This window comes from Pandoraea pnomenusa (genome assembly GCF_040391475.1).
In the GTDB taxonomy this organism is placed as follows: domain Bacteria; phylum Pseudomonadota; class Gammaproteobacteria; order Burkholderiales; family Burkholderiaceae; genus Pandoraea; species Pandoraea pnomenusa_C.
The window spans coordinates 19,499-33,664 of the sequence record NZ_JBEBXS010000037.1 but is presented as its reverse complement, the minus strand read 5'-3'; the positions used below and the strand labels follow the sequence as shown (position 1 = coordinate 33,664).

19 protein-coding genes are annotated in these 14,166 nt (G+C 64.3%); 6 read left to right on the top strand and 13 right to left on the bottom strand.

The features are described 5' to 3' along the window. Positions 1-268: 268 nt before the first annotated feature. Together ABWO90_RS23950 and ABWO90_RS23945 are read right to left on the bottom strand one after the other, a co-directional pair. Positions 269-565: a YciI-like protein gene (locus tag ABWO90_RS23950; protein WP_353193707.1), complete on the bottom strand. Its 297-nt coding sequence runs from the start codon at positions 563-565 to the stop codon at positions 269-271. 38 nt (positions 566-603) lie between these two features. Then, positions 604-1,326 carry an AraC family transcriptional regulator gene (locus ABWO90_RS23945; protein ID WP_353193713.1) on the bottom strand — a complete coding sequence of 241 codons (723 nt, stop codon included), beginning with the start codon at positions 1,324-1,326 and terminating at the stop codon, positions 604-606. Between the two features lie 192 nt (positions 1,327-1,518). Here ABWO90_RS23945 and ABWO90_RS23940 point away from each other — a divergent pair, with 192 nt between their 5' ends. Further along, positions 1,519-2,439 (top strand): DMT family transporter, encoded by a 921-nt coding sequence (locus ABWO90_RS23940; RefSeq protein ID WP_353193706.1) that lies wholly within the window; start codon positions 1,519-1,521, stop codon positions 2,437-2,439. Positions 2,440-2,510: 71 nt separating this feature from the next. Here the strand turns inward: ABWO90_RS23940 and ABWO90_RS23935 are convergent, their stop codons facing one another. From ABWO90_RS23935 to ABWO90_RS23920, 4 genes are all read right to left on the bottom strand, one after another. Beyond that, entirely contained in the window at positions 2,511-2,828 is a 318-nt protein-coding gene (locus ABWO90_RS23935) for a VOC family protein (RefSeq protein ID WP_353193705.1), read from the bottom strand. A 343-nt stretch (positions 2,829-3,171) separates the two neighbouring features. After that, on the bottom strand, positions 3,172-3,624 hold the full coding sequence (locus tag ABWO90_RS23930) for a hypothetical protein (protein ID WP_502922696.1): 453 nt from the start codon (positions 3,622-3,624) through the stop codon (positions 3,172-3,174). 252 nt (positions 3,625-3,876) lie between these two features. Further along, positions 3,877-4,638, bottom strand: a complete 762-nt coding sequence (locus tag ABWO90_RS23925; RefSeq protein ID WP_353193703.1) for a 3-oxoacyl-ACP reductase — start codon at positions 4,636-4,638, stop codon at positions 3,877-3,879. Between the two features lie 146 nt (positions 4,639-4,784). After that, on the bottom strand, positions 4,785-5,519 hold the full coding sequence (locus ABWO90_RS23920; RefSeq protein WP_353193702.1) for a YoaK family protein: 735 nt from the start codon (positions 5,517-5,519) through the stop codon (positions 4,785-4,787). A 293-nt stretch (positions 5,520-5,812) separates the two neighbouring features. Here ABWO90_RS23920 and ABWO90_RS23915 point away from each other — a divergent pair, with 293 nt between their 5' ends. From ABWO90_RS23915 to ABWO90_RS23905, 3 genes are all read left to right on the top strand, one after another. Further along, positions 5,813-6,238 (top strand): TOBE domain-containing protein, encoded by a 426-nt coding sequence (locus ABWO90_RS23915; protein WP_353193701.1) that lies wholly within the window; start codon positions 5,813-5,815, stop codon positions 6,236-6,238. A gap of 31 nt (positions 6,239-6,269) precedes the next feature. Beyond that, complete coding sequence (locus ABWO90_RS23910; protein WP_353193700.1) at positions 6,270-6,845, top strand: nitrogen fixation protein NifQ; 576 nt, start codon at positions 6,270-6,272, stop codon at positions 6,843-6,845. Positions 6,846-6,909: 64 nt separating this feature from the next. Continuing rightward, positions 6,910-7,431: a DUF1993 domain-containing protein gene (locus ABWO90_RS23905; protein WP_353193699.1), complete on the top strand. Its 522-nt coding sequence runs from the start codon at positions 6,910-6,912 to the stop codon at positions 7,429-7,431. Positions 7,432-7,572: 141 nt separating this feature from the next. On the opposite strand, the gene ABWO90_RS23900 is transcribed toward ABWO90_RS23905, so the two are convergent. Then, the gene (locus ABWO90_RS23900) at positions 7,573-8,103 is read right to left on the bottom strand and encodes a GNAT family N-acetyltransferase (protein ID WP_353193698.1); all 531 of its coding nucleotides are present in this window, start codon (positions 8,101-8,103) and stop codon (positions 7,573-7,575) included. Beyond that, on the bottom strand, positions 8,100-8,789 hold the full coding sequence (locus tag ABWO90_RS23895; RefSeq protein ID WP_353193697.1) for a type 1 glutamine amidotransferase domain-containing protein: 690 nt from the start codon (positions 8,787-8,789) through the stop codon (positions 8,100-8,102). The genes ABWO90_RS23900 and ABWO90_RS23895 overlap by 4 nt, the downstream gene beginning before the upstream one ends. Before the next feature lie 252 nt (positions 8,790-9,041). Between ABWO90_RS23895 and ABWO90_RS23890 the strand changes: the two genes are divergently transcribed. Continuing rightward, positions 9,042-9,656, top strand: coding sequence for a glutathione S-transferase family protein (locus ABWO90_RS23890; protein ID WP_353193696.1), 615 nt, complete (start codon positions 9,042-9,044; stop codon positions 9,654-9,656). Positions 9,657-9,743: 87 nt separating this feature from the next. Here ABWO90_RS23890 and ABWO90_RS23885 read toward each other — a convergent pair whose 3' ends face one another. From ABWO90_RS23885 to ABWO90_RS23870, 4 genes are all read right to left on the bottom strand, one after another. After that, positions 9,744-10,505 (bottom strand): ABC transporter permease, encoded by a 762-nt coding sequence (locus ABWO90_RS23885; RefSeq protein WP_353193712.1) that lies wholly within the window; start codon positions 10,503-10,505, stop codon positions 9,744-9,746. A gap of 8 nt (positions 10,506-10,513) precedes the next feature. Continuing rightward, a complete protein-coding gene (locus tag ABWO90_RS23880) occupies positions 10,514-11,443 on the bottom strand; it encodes an ABC transporter ATP-binding protein (protein ID WP_353193695.1) in 930 nt (309 codons plus the stop codon). A 211-nt stretch (positions 11,444-11,654) separates the two neighbouring features. Beyond that, complete coding sequence (locus ABWO90_RS23875) at positions 11,655-12,083, bottom strand: VOC family protein (protein WP_353193694.1); 429 nt, start codon at positions 12,081-12,083, stop codon at positions 11,655-11,657. A gap of 108 nt (positions 12,084-12,191) precedes the next feature. Further along, a complete protein-coding gene (locus tag ABWO90_RS23870) occupies positions 12,192-12,386 on the bottom strand; it encodes a hypothetical protein (protein WP_353193693.1) in 195 nt (64 codons plus the stop codon). Positions 12,387-12,493: 107 nt separating this feature from the next. Here ABWO90_RS23870 and ABWO90_RS23865 point away from each other — a divergent pair, with 107 nt between their 5' ends. Continuing rightward, positions 12,494-13,144, top strand: coding sequence for a TetR/AcrR family transcriptional regulator (locus ABWO90_RS23865; RefSeq protein WP_353193692.1), 651 nt, complete (start codon positions 12,494-12,496; stop codon positions 13,142-13,144). Between the two features lie 19 nt (positions 13,145-13,163). Here the strand turns inward: ABWO90_RS23865 and ABWO90_RS23860 are convergent, their stop codons facing one another. Further along, complete coding sequence (locus ABWO90_RS23860; RefSeq protein WP_353193691.1) at positions 13,164-14,069, bottom strand: LysR family transcriptional regulator; 906 nt, start codon at positions 14,067-14,069, stop codon at positions 13,164-13,166. Positions 14,070-14,166: the final 97 nt, after the last annotated feature.

Here is a 14,166-nt window from a genome sequence, read left to right as displayed (position 1 = left end):
GACATCACCCTTTCACGGTGAGTACAGGGGTTCGAATCCCCTAGGGGACGCCAGATTCAGCGGCGTGGTTCTCGGAACATTCCGGAGCACGACGCGCAATCGGTTGTCGACAAACGCGCTTGGTTTCACGACCAAGCGCGTTTTGTTTTTTCTGCGGCCGATTCGTCTTCCGGATGACCGCGACGACGCGACGCAAGCGACTGGGACGTGGCATCCGAACCGCCTGCCGGGCGCATCTGCGTCCACGCCGGCGCGGCATGGTTCCCGGTTACCGCACCGGCGTGCTGGCCGTCTTGCCGACGACCGTTTTCCACGGCCGCACGCGCCACGATTTCACCAGACCATTCACCACGTACGGGTCCGCCTTCGCAAACGCTTCCGCGCCGGCCGGCGATTCGCCTTCGAAGAGCAGGGCGGCGGTGTCGACCGGGGACTCCAGCGCGCCCGCGAGCACCAGTTCGCCCCGGTCGGCCGCTTGCCAGGCGAGCGCGAGATGCGCATCGCGGAACTGCCCGCGTCGATCGAGATAATCGTCGACGAGGTCGTAAGTGAGCAGGTAGTGCATGGTGTTGTCTCCTTGAGCTTCGATTCGATACGGCGTCATTACCGGTAATAAGCCGATGGCGGCACGCCGAAGTGCCGCTTGAACATTGCCGCAAATGCGCTCTGGCTCGCGTAGCCGTGATCGAGCGCTACATTCACGATCTTCTCGCCGCGCGCGAGCGCTTCCAGGGCCTGGAGCAGCCGTGCTTGCTGACGCCAGCGGCCGAATGTCATCCCCGTCTCCCGCGCGAATCGCCGTTGGAACGTCTTCCCCGACAGACCGGCATTGCTGGCCCAGACGTCGATGGTCGCGTCGTCACAAGGGGCGTGCATGAGGTGATCGCACACGCGTGCCAGTCGGGCGTCTCGCGGCCACGGCAGGTACAGCGGCAGCACCGGCAACGCGATCAATTCGTCGAGCAGCAGTCGCATGAGGCGCGCGTCGCGCGAATCCGTCGCATAGTCGGGGGGGATATCGATGGCCGAGAGAATCAACTCGCGCATGAGCGGCGTGATCTCGACGACGCAACTGGCGTCGGGCAACGGCTCGGAACCCGGTTCGACGAACACGGTGCGCATTTTCACGTTACCGCTCATGCGCACGGTATGTTCCAGCCCCGCCGCGAGCCACACGCCGCGCGTGGGCGGCACGACCCAGCGCCCGGACGCTGACGCAACGATCATCACCCCTTCGATCGCGTAGAGCAACTGGGCGCGGCGGTGCGAATGCGAGTCGATGAACTCGTTGTGCGCATAGTCGACGGCCATCGCCGCCATCGGCATGGGGGTGCTCTCGAAGCGCAGATGGTCGGGCCGCTGGGTATCCAATGGCGCGACTGGCAGGCTCGCAAGGTTCACGGGTGTGTCCTTTTCAAGACAGGTTTGGTGATTTTAGCGCGCGACGCCCCAAGTCGCATCCCCGACGATGACGTTTCCTTTTCGGGTTTCTTTCATTCACGTCTGCGGAAAATCATCATGGGGTACTTCCTGTATCCGCTCGGCGCCATGCTGTTGTGGGCCGGCAATGTCATCGTTTCGAAACTCTCGGCCACGACCATCGCGCCGTCGGCCATCACGTTCTATCGGCTGGTGCTGGCACTGGTCGTCATGACGCCATTCGTCATCCGGCCGCTCATGCGCAACTGGGCACACATTCGTCCGCAGCTTGCGAAGCTGGCGTTTCTCGGCTTCCTGAGCATGTCGTTCTATCAGAGCCTGTCGTACCTCGCGGCGCACAGCACCACGGCGACGAACATGGCCATCGTCACGGCACTGGCCCCGCTGCTCACGTTGCTCTGGAGCGTGGTGCTGCTGCGCGAGCCGCCCACGCTCGGCATGCTCGTCGGCGGTCTGCTGTCGCTTGGCGGGCTGGTCTATCTGATCGGGCAGGGGCACCCCTCGAAACTGCTCGACGGCGGTGTTCACCTCGGGGACATGCTCATGTTGATCGCGTCGGCATCGTATGGCCTGTACAGCGTGTTGCTGCGACGCTGGCATGTCGCAGTGCCGCCCGCGCAATCAACCTATGTGCAGGCCTGGGCGGCGCTCGTCACGATGATCCCGATGCTCGCCCTCGTGCCGGAAGGGCAGGCACAGCTCAACGCCGCAACGGTGCCGCTGGTGCTGTATGCCGGGTTCGGTGCGTCGATCGTGTTGCCGATTCTCTGGATCCAGGGCATTCGCCATCTGGGCCCGAACCGTTGCAGCATGTTCATCAACGTATTGCCCGTGATGACGGCGGCCATTGCGGTCGTTTTGCTGGGTGAGCGCTTGCACACGTTCCACGTGATCGGCGGCGGTGTGGCACTGATCGGCGTGTTCATCGCGCAGCGTTGGCAGCGCCCGCTGCCGGGCTTCGGCACGGTGCCCGACGATTCGGACGAAGTCCCGGCTTGATGCGGAGGAAGGGGACACCCGGTGCGCCTCGCCCTGCGGCATCTGTGCACCGCAGGGCAGGGGACAGCGTCTTATGCGTTATGCACGGCGACCCCGTAAGTGCTCACTATGCGACGGTCCTGTTCGTCGGCGGAGAAGTCTTCCCACAGCAGGCCGTTGCAGTCGGTGCTGCTGGAGTACTCGGGCGCGTTGTCGTCTTCGAAGCCGACATGACGCAACTGTCCTGCGCGCTCCGGCGACTGGTTGATCGAGAAGTTCAGCAGATCGGTGCGCCACATGGCGTACGCACCGGGCACCACGGCGGCGGGCGGCTGGCCGAGGCGGGCGGAATAGTCGTGGATGGATTCGTCGAGATCGCGCACGGCAAGCGCGATGTGAAAGCGTTTCATGAAGACTCCTGGCGATGGGGAAGCGACGTGTGGCACATCGCATCGACGCTATGTGAGCGCCCGCTTGCGTGGCAGGGCGATGCGTCGATGAAATCCATCATAAAGACGGCCGGAGCCGCCAGCCAGACGGGCGATTATCCCGGTATCGGAAGTGATGGGATGGGCGCGTGCCGGGCCGGCGCACCGAAAGCGCCCAGCGGCGAAGCGCGGCAGACCGGTGAGATCCGTGTACGCCATCCTGCGCTGCGCGGAGAAAGTGCGACGCGCCGTATCGCTACGCCTTCATGGCGTGGTGGGGCTGCCCGCCGTTGCCTGACGTTGAGGCAACGAAGTCAGCGTACGCTCACTGGGGACGTCGAAACTGGTTGTCGACCCACGCCCGCGCGCTGTTGCGAGAGAGCTTGAACGTAGGCGGCACCTTGACCGAGGCGATGGTCTCGCCGAAGCGGTCGATGGCGCTCAACATCGCATAGGGATCGTACTCGTCGGGCACGATATCGAGCGTGACGTCGATGTCCCCGTCGGGGCCGTCGACGCTCACACGCTTGTGCAACTGTGCGTGCAATTGCTGCTCGTGACGGCGCAGCACTTCCGCGGCCGTTTTCACCAGCGTGTGGAAAGCACCGACGTCGAGCGGTTTCGGATTCTTCTTGTCGCGCCCCATCGTCCACGGACCCACGAGGGCAGGTTCCGACTGTCCGTCCTTGTACATGGCGACCGCCCAGCCGTCGTCTTCTTCGTTCTTGACGACTTTGGCTGTCCATCCGTCATCGCGCCACAGGCGGTCTTCATGGATGGCATCGCTGTGATCGAGGGTGTCGTCGGTCTGAGGAAGGTCGTTGGTACTGTGAGTCACTGTCGGAGGTTCGTGGCTTGGGGTGATTCGGGATGGCGAGACGCGGGCGCCGTGTGCGCCGTGTGCCCTGCTCGGGCAATTGGGTCGGCGCGCGTGCCGGGAGCGATTGCGCAGACGGCGATTTTACCGCGTCCGAGGAATGCCCGGACGCGGCCCCGACATCGCGTAGGTGCTGGCGATGCCGACGAGCCGTCAGCCTTTGACCAGCCCGCCATCGACGATGAGGTTCTGGCCTGTGACGGCACGCGCCCAGGGCGAGAGGAAATACAGCACGGCGTCGGCGAATTCCTCGGGGGACGTTACGCGGCGCAGCGGTGTGAGGCTCGCGATCAGGTCGAACACGGCTTCCGGCGTGGCCGAACTCGCGTCGGTCACGCGCAGCAGGCCGCCCGACACCATGTTGACGGTGATGCCGTCGGGACCCAGATCGTTGGCCGCCGTGCGTGTGAGCGCGAGCAGCGCGGCCTTCGCCGTCGTGTAGTCGTGATACGGGACGACCGGGTTCTGGAAGAGATTGGTGCCGACATTCACGACGCGGCCGAATCCCGCTTCGCGCATGCCCGGCAGTGCCGCCTGCATCGTATTGAGCGCACCCTTCACGGCGCCTTCGAGCTGTTGCGAGAAGCGCGACCACGAAATATCGGCCAGCTTGGGGCGCGCGTCGCCGTCGAACCGGAAATCGGCCAGCGCATTATTGACGACCGAAACGATCGGCGCGCCGGTGCGCTCGCGCGCTTGTGCGAACAGGCGGGCCACGGCCTTTTCGTCGGTCACGTCCGCTTGCAGGGCGATGGCACGCGGCCCGATGGACTCGGCCAGTTCGCGGGCTGCCACGTCGCTGCGCAGATAGTTGATGACGACGCCTGCGCCTTCACGTGCGACGGCGCGCGTAATTGCTGCGCCCAGCCCGCGTGCGCCGCCCGTGACGAGTACCCACTGAGAGTCCAGCTTCATTCCGATGATCCTTGACGTGTCCGTTAACCGAGGCCGCCCCCGTCGCGTTGGCATTCACTCTCGCGACAGGGAAAGTTCGACATTATCGCGCGTTCCGGCGCCGGATTCCGGCCGTACGCGATGGACTCGGAACGCACGCGCGCGGATCACTCGTTCGCGGTTGCCAACGCCGCGAGCAGCACCACCGGCAGCAACACGCACCAGAAACCCGCGCCGTGATACGCGAAGCCGCCGAAGATCGCACCGACGGCGAACGCGGCCAGCGCGGGGAGCATCTTGCGCAGACGCGCCCTTGCCGCCGTGCCGTCGCCGCAATTGCCGCTGGCGAGCTCGACCATGTCGATCACGATTTGCGTGGTGTTGCCGGTCATGATCGTCGTCGGGGCGAGATCGGCCAGCACCAGGCGTCCGATGGCGTTCTGTATGGCCAATGCGGCCACACCGAACATGCCGGAGAGAATCGCGAGGGGGGCGTCGGCGGAGACGATCGGCTGCGCGGCCATGCCCACGATCATGAAGCCGAGCAGCAAGACGGTCTGCGCACACAGCAACAGACGTAGCGGACGCCTGTCCGTGCGCGAGAACGCCTGCACGATCAGCTTCACGATGGCGACGAAGATCACGAACACCGGCAAGGCCAGCAACTTGGCCAGCACGCCGACGTGTGTGGCCGCGACCAGTTGCACGCCGATCATCACGAAGTTGCCGGTCACGTGTGCGGTGAACAACCCGAACAGGGCGATGAACCCGACGACGTCGATGTAGCCTGCCACGAAGGCAAGCGTCATGCCGATGATGGCGGGTTTGGAGAAGTGACTCACCCAGGTGCGGGCGAGCGTGGCGGCCTCGGTCGGCGAGGGGATATGGCGGGGGGTACCCATGACGGCTCCTCTGACAACGTTCACGACTTGCGTTTCCAGACTTCTCGCATGCGAGACGGTCGCAGCAGCGGGCCGCGTGGCCTGCCATGGGCAAGCGTGGAACGCTTGCGCTGCGCCGGGGGCTGATGAAGCATATCATCGGCGCATGACGCGAGGCGTCGCGTCGACTCGCTATACTGCAATGCAGGCAGGTGTGAGGCTACCGTCTCAAGGTCTTATTGCATCGGTTGGCGACACGCTTTGCCCGGTCGGACACCGGCCATGTACCCGATTTCTTTCTCAGGAGACGTTTCATGAAGACCAGCGCACGTAATCAATTCCACGGCAAAGTGATCGCCCTTGCCCGCGGTGCCGTGAACGACGAAGTGACGTTGCGCACCGACGCCGGTCAGGAGGTCGTCGCCGTTATCACCCACGAAAGCACGGTGAATCTCGGCCTCAAGGAAGGCAGTGACGCCTACGCCTTGATCAAGGCGTCGTCGGTGATCGTCATGGTCGATGCGGACGCCAGTAAGGTGTCCACGCGCAATGTGATCTCCGGCAAGGTCTCGCGCGTGCAGACGGGCGCGGTGAACAGCGAGGTCGAAATCACGGCCGACAGCGGTGCCGTGATCGCGGCCATCGTCACCAACGAGAGCGCCAAGCGCCTCGGACTGACGGCCGGCCGCGCGGCGGCGGCGTTGGTCAAGGCGTCGAGCGTCATTCTGGCGGTTGCCTGAGACCGCCCGAGGCGACAGTTCGCGACGACCGATGAGCGCTGCATCCCTCGCGTTGTTGACCCCTTCGCATTCGCGTACCGAGGCGGCGCTGTTCGCCTCGCTGCTGCTGGCAAATGCGTCTGCCGAGCGGCTGGCGCGTCTGGGACTGTCGGGTACGGCGCTCTCGGCGTTGCTGCGTCGCCATTTCGCACCGGTGTCTGCGCACTGGCAGACGCTGGCTGCCGGACTGCCCACGCCCGCGTGGGTCTCGGACGCCGTCTTCGTCGTGGAGATGCGCGAGATGCTGCGCCGTCGTGCCGATCCGATACTGCATCCGCTCGACGCGACCGACATGGCGACGATTCTCGCCACGGCGTGCTTGCGTCCCGATCATCTGTGGCGTGACCTTGGCCTGACAGGTCGCGACGATGTCACGGCGCTGCTTACGCACTGCTTTCCGTCGCTCGTCACGGAGAACACCGAGAATCTGCGCTGGAAGCGTTTTCTCGCCGAGGCATGCGCGCGCGCCTACGGACGCCCGCCGGCACCCGCGCCAGGGTGCCCCGGTTGCGAAGCGTTCGGCGAATGTTATGCCCACCTGCGCCCGGCGGGAATCGTTTGGCGCTGATAGCATGTGACTTTGTTCGACGCGTGCGCGTCGCGCGTCGTGCCACTCTCCGAGGAGTCCTGCGATGTCGATTTCCCTTTACCGCGCCACCATCCCCGTCTATCTGCGCGGCCTGACCGTCATGGCCGACTACATCAAGAAAGCGCGCACGCATTGCGAGGCCAAGGGGCTCGATCCCGCGACGATCCTCGGTGCGAAGCTCGCCCCCGACATGCTCGACTTCGTGGCGCAGGTGCAGCGCGTGAGCGATACGGCGAAGTTTGCCGTCGCGCGTCTCACGGGCATGGAGTCGCCGAAGTTCGAAGACAACGAAACGACGTTCGACCAGTTGCGCGATCGCATCGCGAACACCGAGGCGTTCATCGCCGGGGTGCTCGAAGATCGTTTTGCCGGGGCCGATTCGCGTCAGGTCACGCTGAAGTTCAAGGAGTACCAGACCACGATGGATGCGGTCGACTACCTCTTCAAGTTCGCGCTGCCGAACTTTTATTTCCACGTGACGACCACGCACGACATTCTGCGCGCGCAAGGCGTGGAAGTCGGCAAGATGGACTATCTCGGCCCGTTCGAGATGGAGAAGATCTGACGTCAATGAAAACCGCCCGCAAGCGCGGGCGGTGAGCAAGACACGTGCCGACGTGCGACGGTGTCAGCGTGTGGCCTCAACGTGTAGCTTCAACGTGTAGCTTCAACGTGTAGCTTCAACGTGTAGCCTCAACGTGTAGCCTCAACGTGTAGCAATAGGCAGGTACATTCGAAGCTCGTCCTGAAAGGCCTCGCCGATACGCATGGCGTCGGGCTCGCGGCCGATCTCGACGAAACCGAACGACTGGTACAGCGCGATCGCGGCGCGGTTGTCCGCGCTAACCTGCAAGGTCACGTGACGCAGGTTGGGCTGGGCACGCGCGAGCGCCAGCGCAGCGTCGACGAGCGCGCGGCCGACGCCACGCCCTGTGGCCCCGGACGCAACGTACATGCCCCACAGGAAACCCACGTGCGCATACTTCGGGCGTTGCGCACGTGCCAGTCCGAGCACCCCGACGAGACGCTCGCTCTCGAACGCCCCGAACACACCGCTGTCAGGCCGCGCCGTGAGCCACTCGCGCACCCGCTCGACCGGCCAGTCCTTCTCCTCCTCGTAGCTCGAACCGAACGCCTCCGGGTGCGCCTGCAACCCGGCAAGCCGCAGCGCCTGGAAGGCGAGGGCGTCGGTAGGCACGAGACGTCGCACATCCACGCCGGACGACATCGGACTCATGGCAGGCGCGGTTCCATCATGGCGAGCACGGTGCGCGCCGCCTCCTCCGACGAAGCGGGATTCTGACCCGTGACGAGCCGGCCGTCGCCCACGACGTGCGATTGCCAGTTCTCGGCCTTCTCGTACAGCCCGCCCAGACGCCGCAGTTCATCCTCCACGAGGAACGGCACCACATCGGTCAGGCCAACGGCGGCCTCCTCATCATTCGTGAACCCGGTCACATGACGGCCGCGCACGAGCGGCTCGCCATTCCCGGCGCGCACCTGACGCAACACGCCCGGCGCATGGCAGACAAAGCCGATGGGCTTGCCCGCGCGCTCGAAGGCTTCGATCAAATGGATGGAGTTCGGATCTTGCGCGAGGTCCCAGAGCGGGCCGTGGCCGCCGGGGTAAAAGACGGCGTCGTAATCGTCGGCTTTGACGTCGGCCAGCTTGCGCGTGGTGGCAAGCGCGTGCTGGGCTTCCGTGTCTTCCCGGAACCGGCGCGTTGATTCGGTCTGTGCGTCGGGTTCATCGCTCTTCGGATCGAGTGGCGGCTGCCCGCCGGCAGGCGAGGCCAGCGTGACTTCCAGACCTTCGTCGATGAAGACGTAGTAGGGGGCGGCGAATTCTTCGAGCCAGAATCCGGTTTTCTTGCCTGTGTCGCCGAGGCGGTCGTGCGAGGTCAGAACCATCAGGATGTTCATGAAACGTCTCCCTGTCGAGTCGGCCATTCGGGTCATTCTACCCGTCATGATTGCGCATCGCAGACGACAGACTGTCGTGCGTCAGGTTCCCATCGAAGTGAAGCGGCCGCCGGTGTTGCCGCCAGCTTGTGAGCGGAATTCACAGAAAGCCGCAATCGAATTCGATTTGCGACGTGACGGCACTCCGCTATGCTTGTGCGGATGCGGGCATCGCCCGCCACCTGGCAACGAGTGCCGCCACAGGAGCGAGACATGCGATTGATTGGAATGCTGGATTCCCCATACGTGCGCCGCACGGCGATCTGCCTGAAGTTGCTGGGGCTGCCGTTCGAGCACCGCGCCTTGTCGGTGTTTCGGACGTTCGACGAATTCGCCGCGATCAATCCGGTCGTGAAGGCGCCCACACTGGTAACCGACGACGGCACGGTCCTCATGGACTCCACGCTCATCCTCCAGTACCTCGAATCGCTGGTCGACCCGGAGCAGCGTCTGGTGCCGGTGGATCCCGCCGCCCGTTTGCGGGCGCTGCGATTGACGGGGCTCGCGCTCGCCGCGTGCGAGAAGTCGGTGCAGCTCGTGTATGAGCGAGAACTGCGGCCGAGCGAGAAGCGACACGGACCGTGGACCGATCGCGTTCGCAAGCAACTGCATGCGGCGTTTCAGGGACTGGAGATGGAACTGGCGCAGGTGCCGATCGTGGCCACGCCGGATCAGATCGGCGAGCACGGCGTGACGGTCGCCGTGGCGTGGCGCTTTCACCAGTTGCTGGTGCCGGAAATCGACTTCGGCACCGAATTTCCCGCGCTCGCCAACTTCTCGGCCCAGGCCGAAGCGCTGCCCGCTTTCCGGGAAACGCCGCCGTTGTAAGCTCGCCGTCTCGGGCGGTTCAGCAGACGAAAAAAATGCCGGACGGTGTGTCGTCCGGCATTTTGCGTTCCGGGGAGGCTCGCCGGGTCAGCTCTTGAGACGATAGCCCGTCTTGAACATCCAGGCCACGATGGCGAGGAACACGGCGAGAAAAACGAGCGTCATGCCCAGACTCACGCCGACGCTCACATCCGCCAGTCCATAGAAGCTCCAGCGGAAACCGCTGATGAGATACACGACCGGGTTGAACAACGTGACCGTGCGCCAGAACGGCGGCAGGATGCTCGTCGAGTAGAAGCTGCCGCCAAGGAACGTGAGCGGCGTGATGATGAGCAGCGGCACGAGTTGCAGTTTCTCGAAGCCATCGGCCCAGATCCCGATGATGAAGCCGAACAGGCTGAACGTGACCGCCGTGAGCACCAGAAACAGGATCATCCACAGCGGATGCTCGATGCGCAGCGGCACGAAGAGCGCGGCGGTGCCGAGCATGATCACGCCGAGGATGATCGATTTGGTGGCCGCCGCCCCCACATATGCACACACGATTTCCATGTAGGACACGGGGGCGGAGAGCACCTCGTAAATCGTGCCGGTAAAGCGCGGGAAGTAGATGCCGAACGAGGCGTTCGTCACGCTTTGCGTGAGCAGCGAGAGCATGATGAGCCCGGGCACGATGAACGCGCCGTAGGGCACGCCGTCGATCTCGGGAATGCGCGAGCCGATGGCCGCGCCGAACACCACGAAGTACAGCGAGGTCGAGATGACCGGCGAGATGATGCTTTGCATCAGCGTGCGACGCGTGCGCGCCATCTCGAAGTTGTAGATCGCCCTTACGGCGTAGAGATTCATGGCGCGACTCATCCTTCTTTCCTGTGCACGAGCGAGACGAAGATGTCTTCGAGCGAGCTTTGCGTCGTGTGCAGATCCTTGACCGAGATACCGGCGCGCTCCATGTCGCGCAGCAGCGCGGCAATGGAGGTCTGTTCGATGTTGGCGTCGTACGAGAACACGAGTTCGGTGCCGTCGTTGCCGAGTGTCAGTCCATAGCTGGCCAACATCTCGGGGATGGCGGCGAGCGGCTCGGTCAGTTGCAGCGCGAGCTGCTTGCTGCCCATGTGCCGCATGAGTTCCGTCTTCTCCTGCACGAGGGTGATCTGCCCGCCAGTGATGATGCCCACGCGATCGGCCATTTCCTCGGCCTCTTCGATGTAGTGGGTTGTCAGGATCACCGTCACGCCGGTTTCGCGCAGCGACTGCACGAGACGCCACATGTCGCGGCGCAGCTCGACATCCACGCCGGCGGTCGGCTCGTCGAGGAACAGCACACGCGGCTCGTGCGAGAGCGCCTTGGCGATGAGCACGCGTCGTTTCATGCCGCCCGAGAGCGTCATGATGCGGCTGTCTTTCTTCTCCCATAGCGAAAGCGAGCGCAGCACCTTCTCGATGTGCGCCGGATTCGCGGGCTTGCCGAACAGGCCTCGCGAGAACGAGACCGTGGCCCAGACCGATTCGAACGAGTCGGTGGTCAGCTCCTGCGGCACGAGGCCGATGGCTTCACGCGCGGCACGGTAGTCCGTGACGATGTCGTGACCGTCGACGGTCACGGTGCCCGAGGTCGGACGCACGATGCCGCAGATGGTGCTGATGAGGGTCGTTTTGCCGGCGCCGTTCGGGCCGAGCAGGGCGAAGATCTCGCCACGCTGGATTTCCAGGTTGATGTTCTTGAGTGCCTGGAACCCCGTCGCGTACGTCTTCGACAGATTCTGGATTGAGATCACGGATGGCATGGCGGCGACGATAGCACAGGCGTGAGGAACGCGCGGGGCACGCTTCGTTTGTCACGGGGTCGGTCGCGTGCACGGTCACGCTGATACGACAAGGGCGAGTCTGCGCGACCGGCAATGTCACCGGTCTCGCAGGCTCGCCCGGACAAGCAAGGGCGCGATTCGGACGCAAGGGGAGGGAAGCGGGGCCCGGCGCCCGGTACGCTCAGGTCGTTCAGCGCTTGGGCATTTCCTTCGGCACGATCACCATCCAGTTCATGCCGAACTTGTCCTTGACCATGCCGAACGTCTTGGCGAAGAACGTCTCGCCGAGCGGCATGTTGACCTGACCGCCGTCGGCCAGTGCATTGAACGCCTTCTCGGCGGCGCTCACTTCGGTGAAGTCGACCGACAGCGAGAAACCGTCGAACTTCGGCTTGCCGCTCACCATGCCGTCCGACGCCATCACCATCGAATCGCCGATGTGGAACTCGCCGTGCATGATCTTGTTTTCGCTGCCCGGCGGCAGCATGCCTTCGGGGCAGCTTTCCGGACTTTCCCCGTAGCGCATGAGTGCGCCGCGGCGGGCGTTCAGGGTCTTCTCATAGAACGCGATCGCTTCTTCACAACGGCCTTCGAAAAACAGATAGGAATGGACTTGCATGGAACGCTCCTCGTGGTGTCTGAAAGCGGGGCGGGCCCATCATGGGAAAGCCCCGAAGGGGGACTGCGAGTGGACTGCCAAGTGATTGCGAAATGACTGCGAAGGTTGCTACAGACGGAAATACGACTGCGTGGCGCGATGCTTCGTGGCGGGCTTCATCTCGGGCGCCGCGCCCGCCGGGTCGCGAGGTTCGAACGGTGTGCCGGTCTTCTCGCGGCACGCGGCGTCAAGCCATGCGACATTGAATGCACTGAACGGACAACGGGGGGCTTCGTCGGAGTGCGTTGGATACGTCTCAACCATAGTGCCTCCTGGTGCATAACGGGGATATGACGCACTGCAACTTGTCTTTGTGGACAGTGTACACAAACAATAGCAGACATAATGGACACTGTCCACAAGGAGTTGTAATGACAGAACAAGAGACGGCGACGGGGCCAGCACGTACGACTTACCGCCACGGCGACCTTCACCGGGCGTTGCTGGATGCGGGAATCGCCCTCGCGCGCGATGGCGGTCCCGACGCGGTGATCCTGCGCGAAGCGACCCGCCGGGCGGGGGTCGTGCCCAACGCCGCGTATCGACACTTTGCGAATCGTCAGGCGTTGCTCGACGCCGTGCGGGCCGCCGCGCTCGCCGAGTTGGCGGTGTCGATCGAAAGGGAGATGGCGGCGCTCGAGGCGTTACCGCAAGATGCGACGGAGCACGCCCGTGCGCGCCTGCGCGCCGTGGGCATCGGCTATCTGCATTTCGCGCGTGCGCAGCCGGGGCTGTTCCGCACGGCGTTTGCGCCGTCCGAGAACGTGCGCTCGGCGGGCGGCCCGGAGAAGGCGGGCGCGAGCGGGCTCAATCCGTTCGAACTGCTGGGGGCGGCGCTCGACGCAATGGTCGCCGCGGGCATCATCGGCGCGGCGCAACGGCCCGGCGCGGAGTATCTGGCCTGGGCGGCCGTTCACGGTCTGGCGGTGCTGGTCATCGACGGCCCGTTGCGCGAGTTACCCGACGATCAGGTCGACGGGCTGGGGCGGCGGCTGGTCGCGATGGTCGAGCGCGGGTTGTAACGTCGCAGCGTGGCTGACGTCAGGCGTTCGTGAGTCGTGGCGTCAGCAGGTCGGCCAGCCAGTTCATGAAAGCCTGGGCGCGGCGCGGCAAGTGACGGCGGTTCGCGTACAGCAAGGTCACGGCCAGCGGCTCGGCCTGATACTCGGGAAGCACTTCCTGCAACATGCCTTCCGCGAGATGCGCGCGCACGCCGCTCTCCGGCGCCTGAATCAGGCCGAGGCCTGCCAGGCATGCCGCTTGATACGCATCGGCATTGTTGACCGTCAGCACGCCCTCCATCGGCCATTGTGCGTAGCGCTCGCCATCGAAGTATTCCCATCCTGCCGGGCGTGTCCCCAGCGTCGTGGTGTAGTGAATGAGTCGATGCGTGCGCAGATCGTCGAGCGTGCGCGGCACGCCGTAATGCTTGAGATAGGCCGGGCTCGCCACATTGACCTGACGCATGCGGCCGAGCGGGCGTGCGATGAGGGTTGAATCGGCAATGGCGCCCACGCGCAGTACGCAGTCGAAGCCCTCGCGCACCAGATCGACGCGACGGTCGGTGCTCGAGAGTTCGATACGCAACGCCGGGTGCTGCGCCAGAAAGGCGGGCAACTGCGGAATGACGGTCGTGCGCGCCAGCGTTGCGGGCAGATCGACGCGCAACCGGCCCGTAAGCGCTTCGTCGCGTGCCACGAACATCGTCTCCCACTCCTCCATGTCGGCGAGCAGATCCTTGCAACGCTCAAGGCACGCCTGCCCGTCCTGCGTGAGCTGTACGCGACGCGTCGTGCGATGCAACAGCCGCGTGCCCAGCTTGGTCTCGAGCTGTTTGATGGCGTTCGACACGCTCGCGCGCGGCAGGCCGAGGCTGTCGGCCGCTTGCGTAAAGCTGCCGGTTTCCGTGACACGCACGAAGATGCGCATGGCGTCGAGTTGATGCATGGCGAGCGTAGGTGATTGTTATCGGAATTTGATCAGTGTAATTAAATTCGAGGGATTTATTGGTGAAATTCGTTGCAATAGGATGTTGAACATACCG

What these genes read in the sequence shown, in the direction of transcription:
- ABWO90_RS23950 (WP_353193707.1), bottom strand. Translation starts at nt 565, where the DNA reads ATGCACTACCTGCTCACTTACGACCTCGTCGACGATTATCTCGATCGA.
- ABWO90_RS23870 (WP_353193693.1), bottom strand. Translation starts at nt 12,386, where the DNA reads ATGGTTGAGACGTATCCAACGCACTCCGACGAAGCCCCCCGTTGTCCG.
- ABWO90_RS23945 (WP_353193713.1), bottom strand. Translation starts at nt 1,326, where the DNA reads ATGCCGATGGCGGCGATGGCCGTCGACTATGCGCACAACGAGTTCATC.
- ABWO90_RS23935 (WP_353193705.1), bottom strand. Translation starts at nt 2,828, where the DNA reads ATGAAACGCTTTCACATCGCGCTTGCCGTGCGCGATCTCGACGAATCC.
- ABWO90_RS23885 (WP_353193712.1), bottom strand. Translation starts at nt 10,505, where the DNA reads ATGAATCTCTACGCCGTAAGGGCGATCTACAACTTCGAGATGGCGCGC.
- ABWO90_RS23860 (WP_353193691.1), bottom strand. Translation starts at nt 14,069, where the DNA reads ATGCATCAACTCGACGCCATGCGCATCTTCGTGCGTGTCACGGAAACC.
- ABWO90_RS23880 (WP_353193695.1), bottom strand. Translation starts at nt 11,443, where the DNA reads ATGCCATCCGTGATCTCAATCCAGAATCTGTCGAAGACGTACGCGACG.
- ABWO90_RS23940 (WP_353193706.1), top strand. Translation starts at nt 1,519, where the DNA reads ATGGGGTACTTCCTGTATCCGCTCGGCGCCATGCTGTTGTGGGCCGGC.
- ABWO90_RS23875 (WP_353193694.1), bottom strand. Translation starts at nt 12,083, where the DNA reads ATGCAAGTCCATTCCTATCTGTTTTTCGAAGGCCGTTGTGAAGAAGCG.
- ABWO90_RS23910 (WP_353193700.1), top strand. Translation starts at nt 6,270, where the DNA reads ATGAGCGCTGCATCCCTCGCGTTGTTGACCCCTTCGCATTCGCGTACC.
- ABWO90_RS23915 (WP_353193701.1), top strand. Translation starts at nt 5,813, where the DNA reads ATGAAGACCAGCGCACGTAATCAATTCCACGGCAAAGTGATCGCCCTT.
- ABWO90_RS23925 (WP_353193703.1), bottom strand. Translation starts at nt 4,638, where the DNA reads ATGAAGCTGGACTCTCAGTGGGTACTCGTCACGGGCGGCGCACGCGGG.
- ABWO90_RS23905 (WP_353193699.1), top strand. Translation starts at nt 6,910, where the DNA reads ATGTCGATTTCCCTTTACCGCGCCACCATCCCCGTCTATCTGCGCGGC.
- ABWO90_RS23920 (WP_353193702.1), bottom strand. Translation starts at nt 5,519, where the DNA reads ATGGGTACCCCCCGCCATATCCCCTCGCCGACCGAGGCCGCCACGCTC.
- ABWO90_RS23895 (WP_353193697.1), bottom strand. Translation starts at nt 8,789, where the DNA reads ATGAACATCCTGATGGTTCTGACCTCGCACGACCGCCTCGGCGACACA.
- ABWO90_RS23890 (WP_353193696.1), top strand. Translation starts at nt 9,042, where the DNA reads ATGCGATTGATTGGAATGCTGGATTCCCCATACGTGCGCCGCACGGCG.
- ABWO90_RS23865 (WP_353193692.1), top strand. Translation starts at nt 12,494, where the DNA reads ATGACAGAACAAGAGACGGCGACGGGGCCAGCACGTACGACTTACCGC.
- ABWO90_RS23900 (WP_353193698.1), bottom strand. Translation starts at nt 8,103, where the DNA reads ATGAGTCCGATGTCGTCCGGCGTGGATGTGCGACGTCTCGTGCCTACC.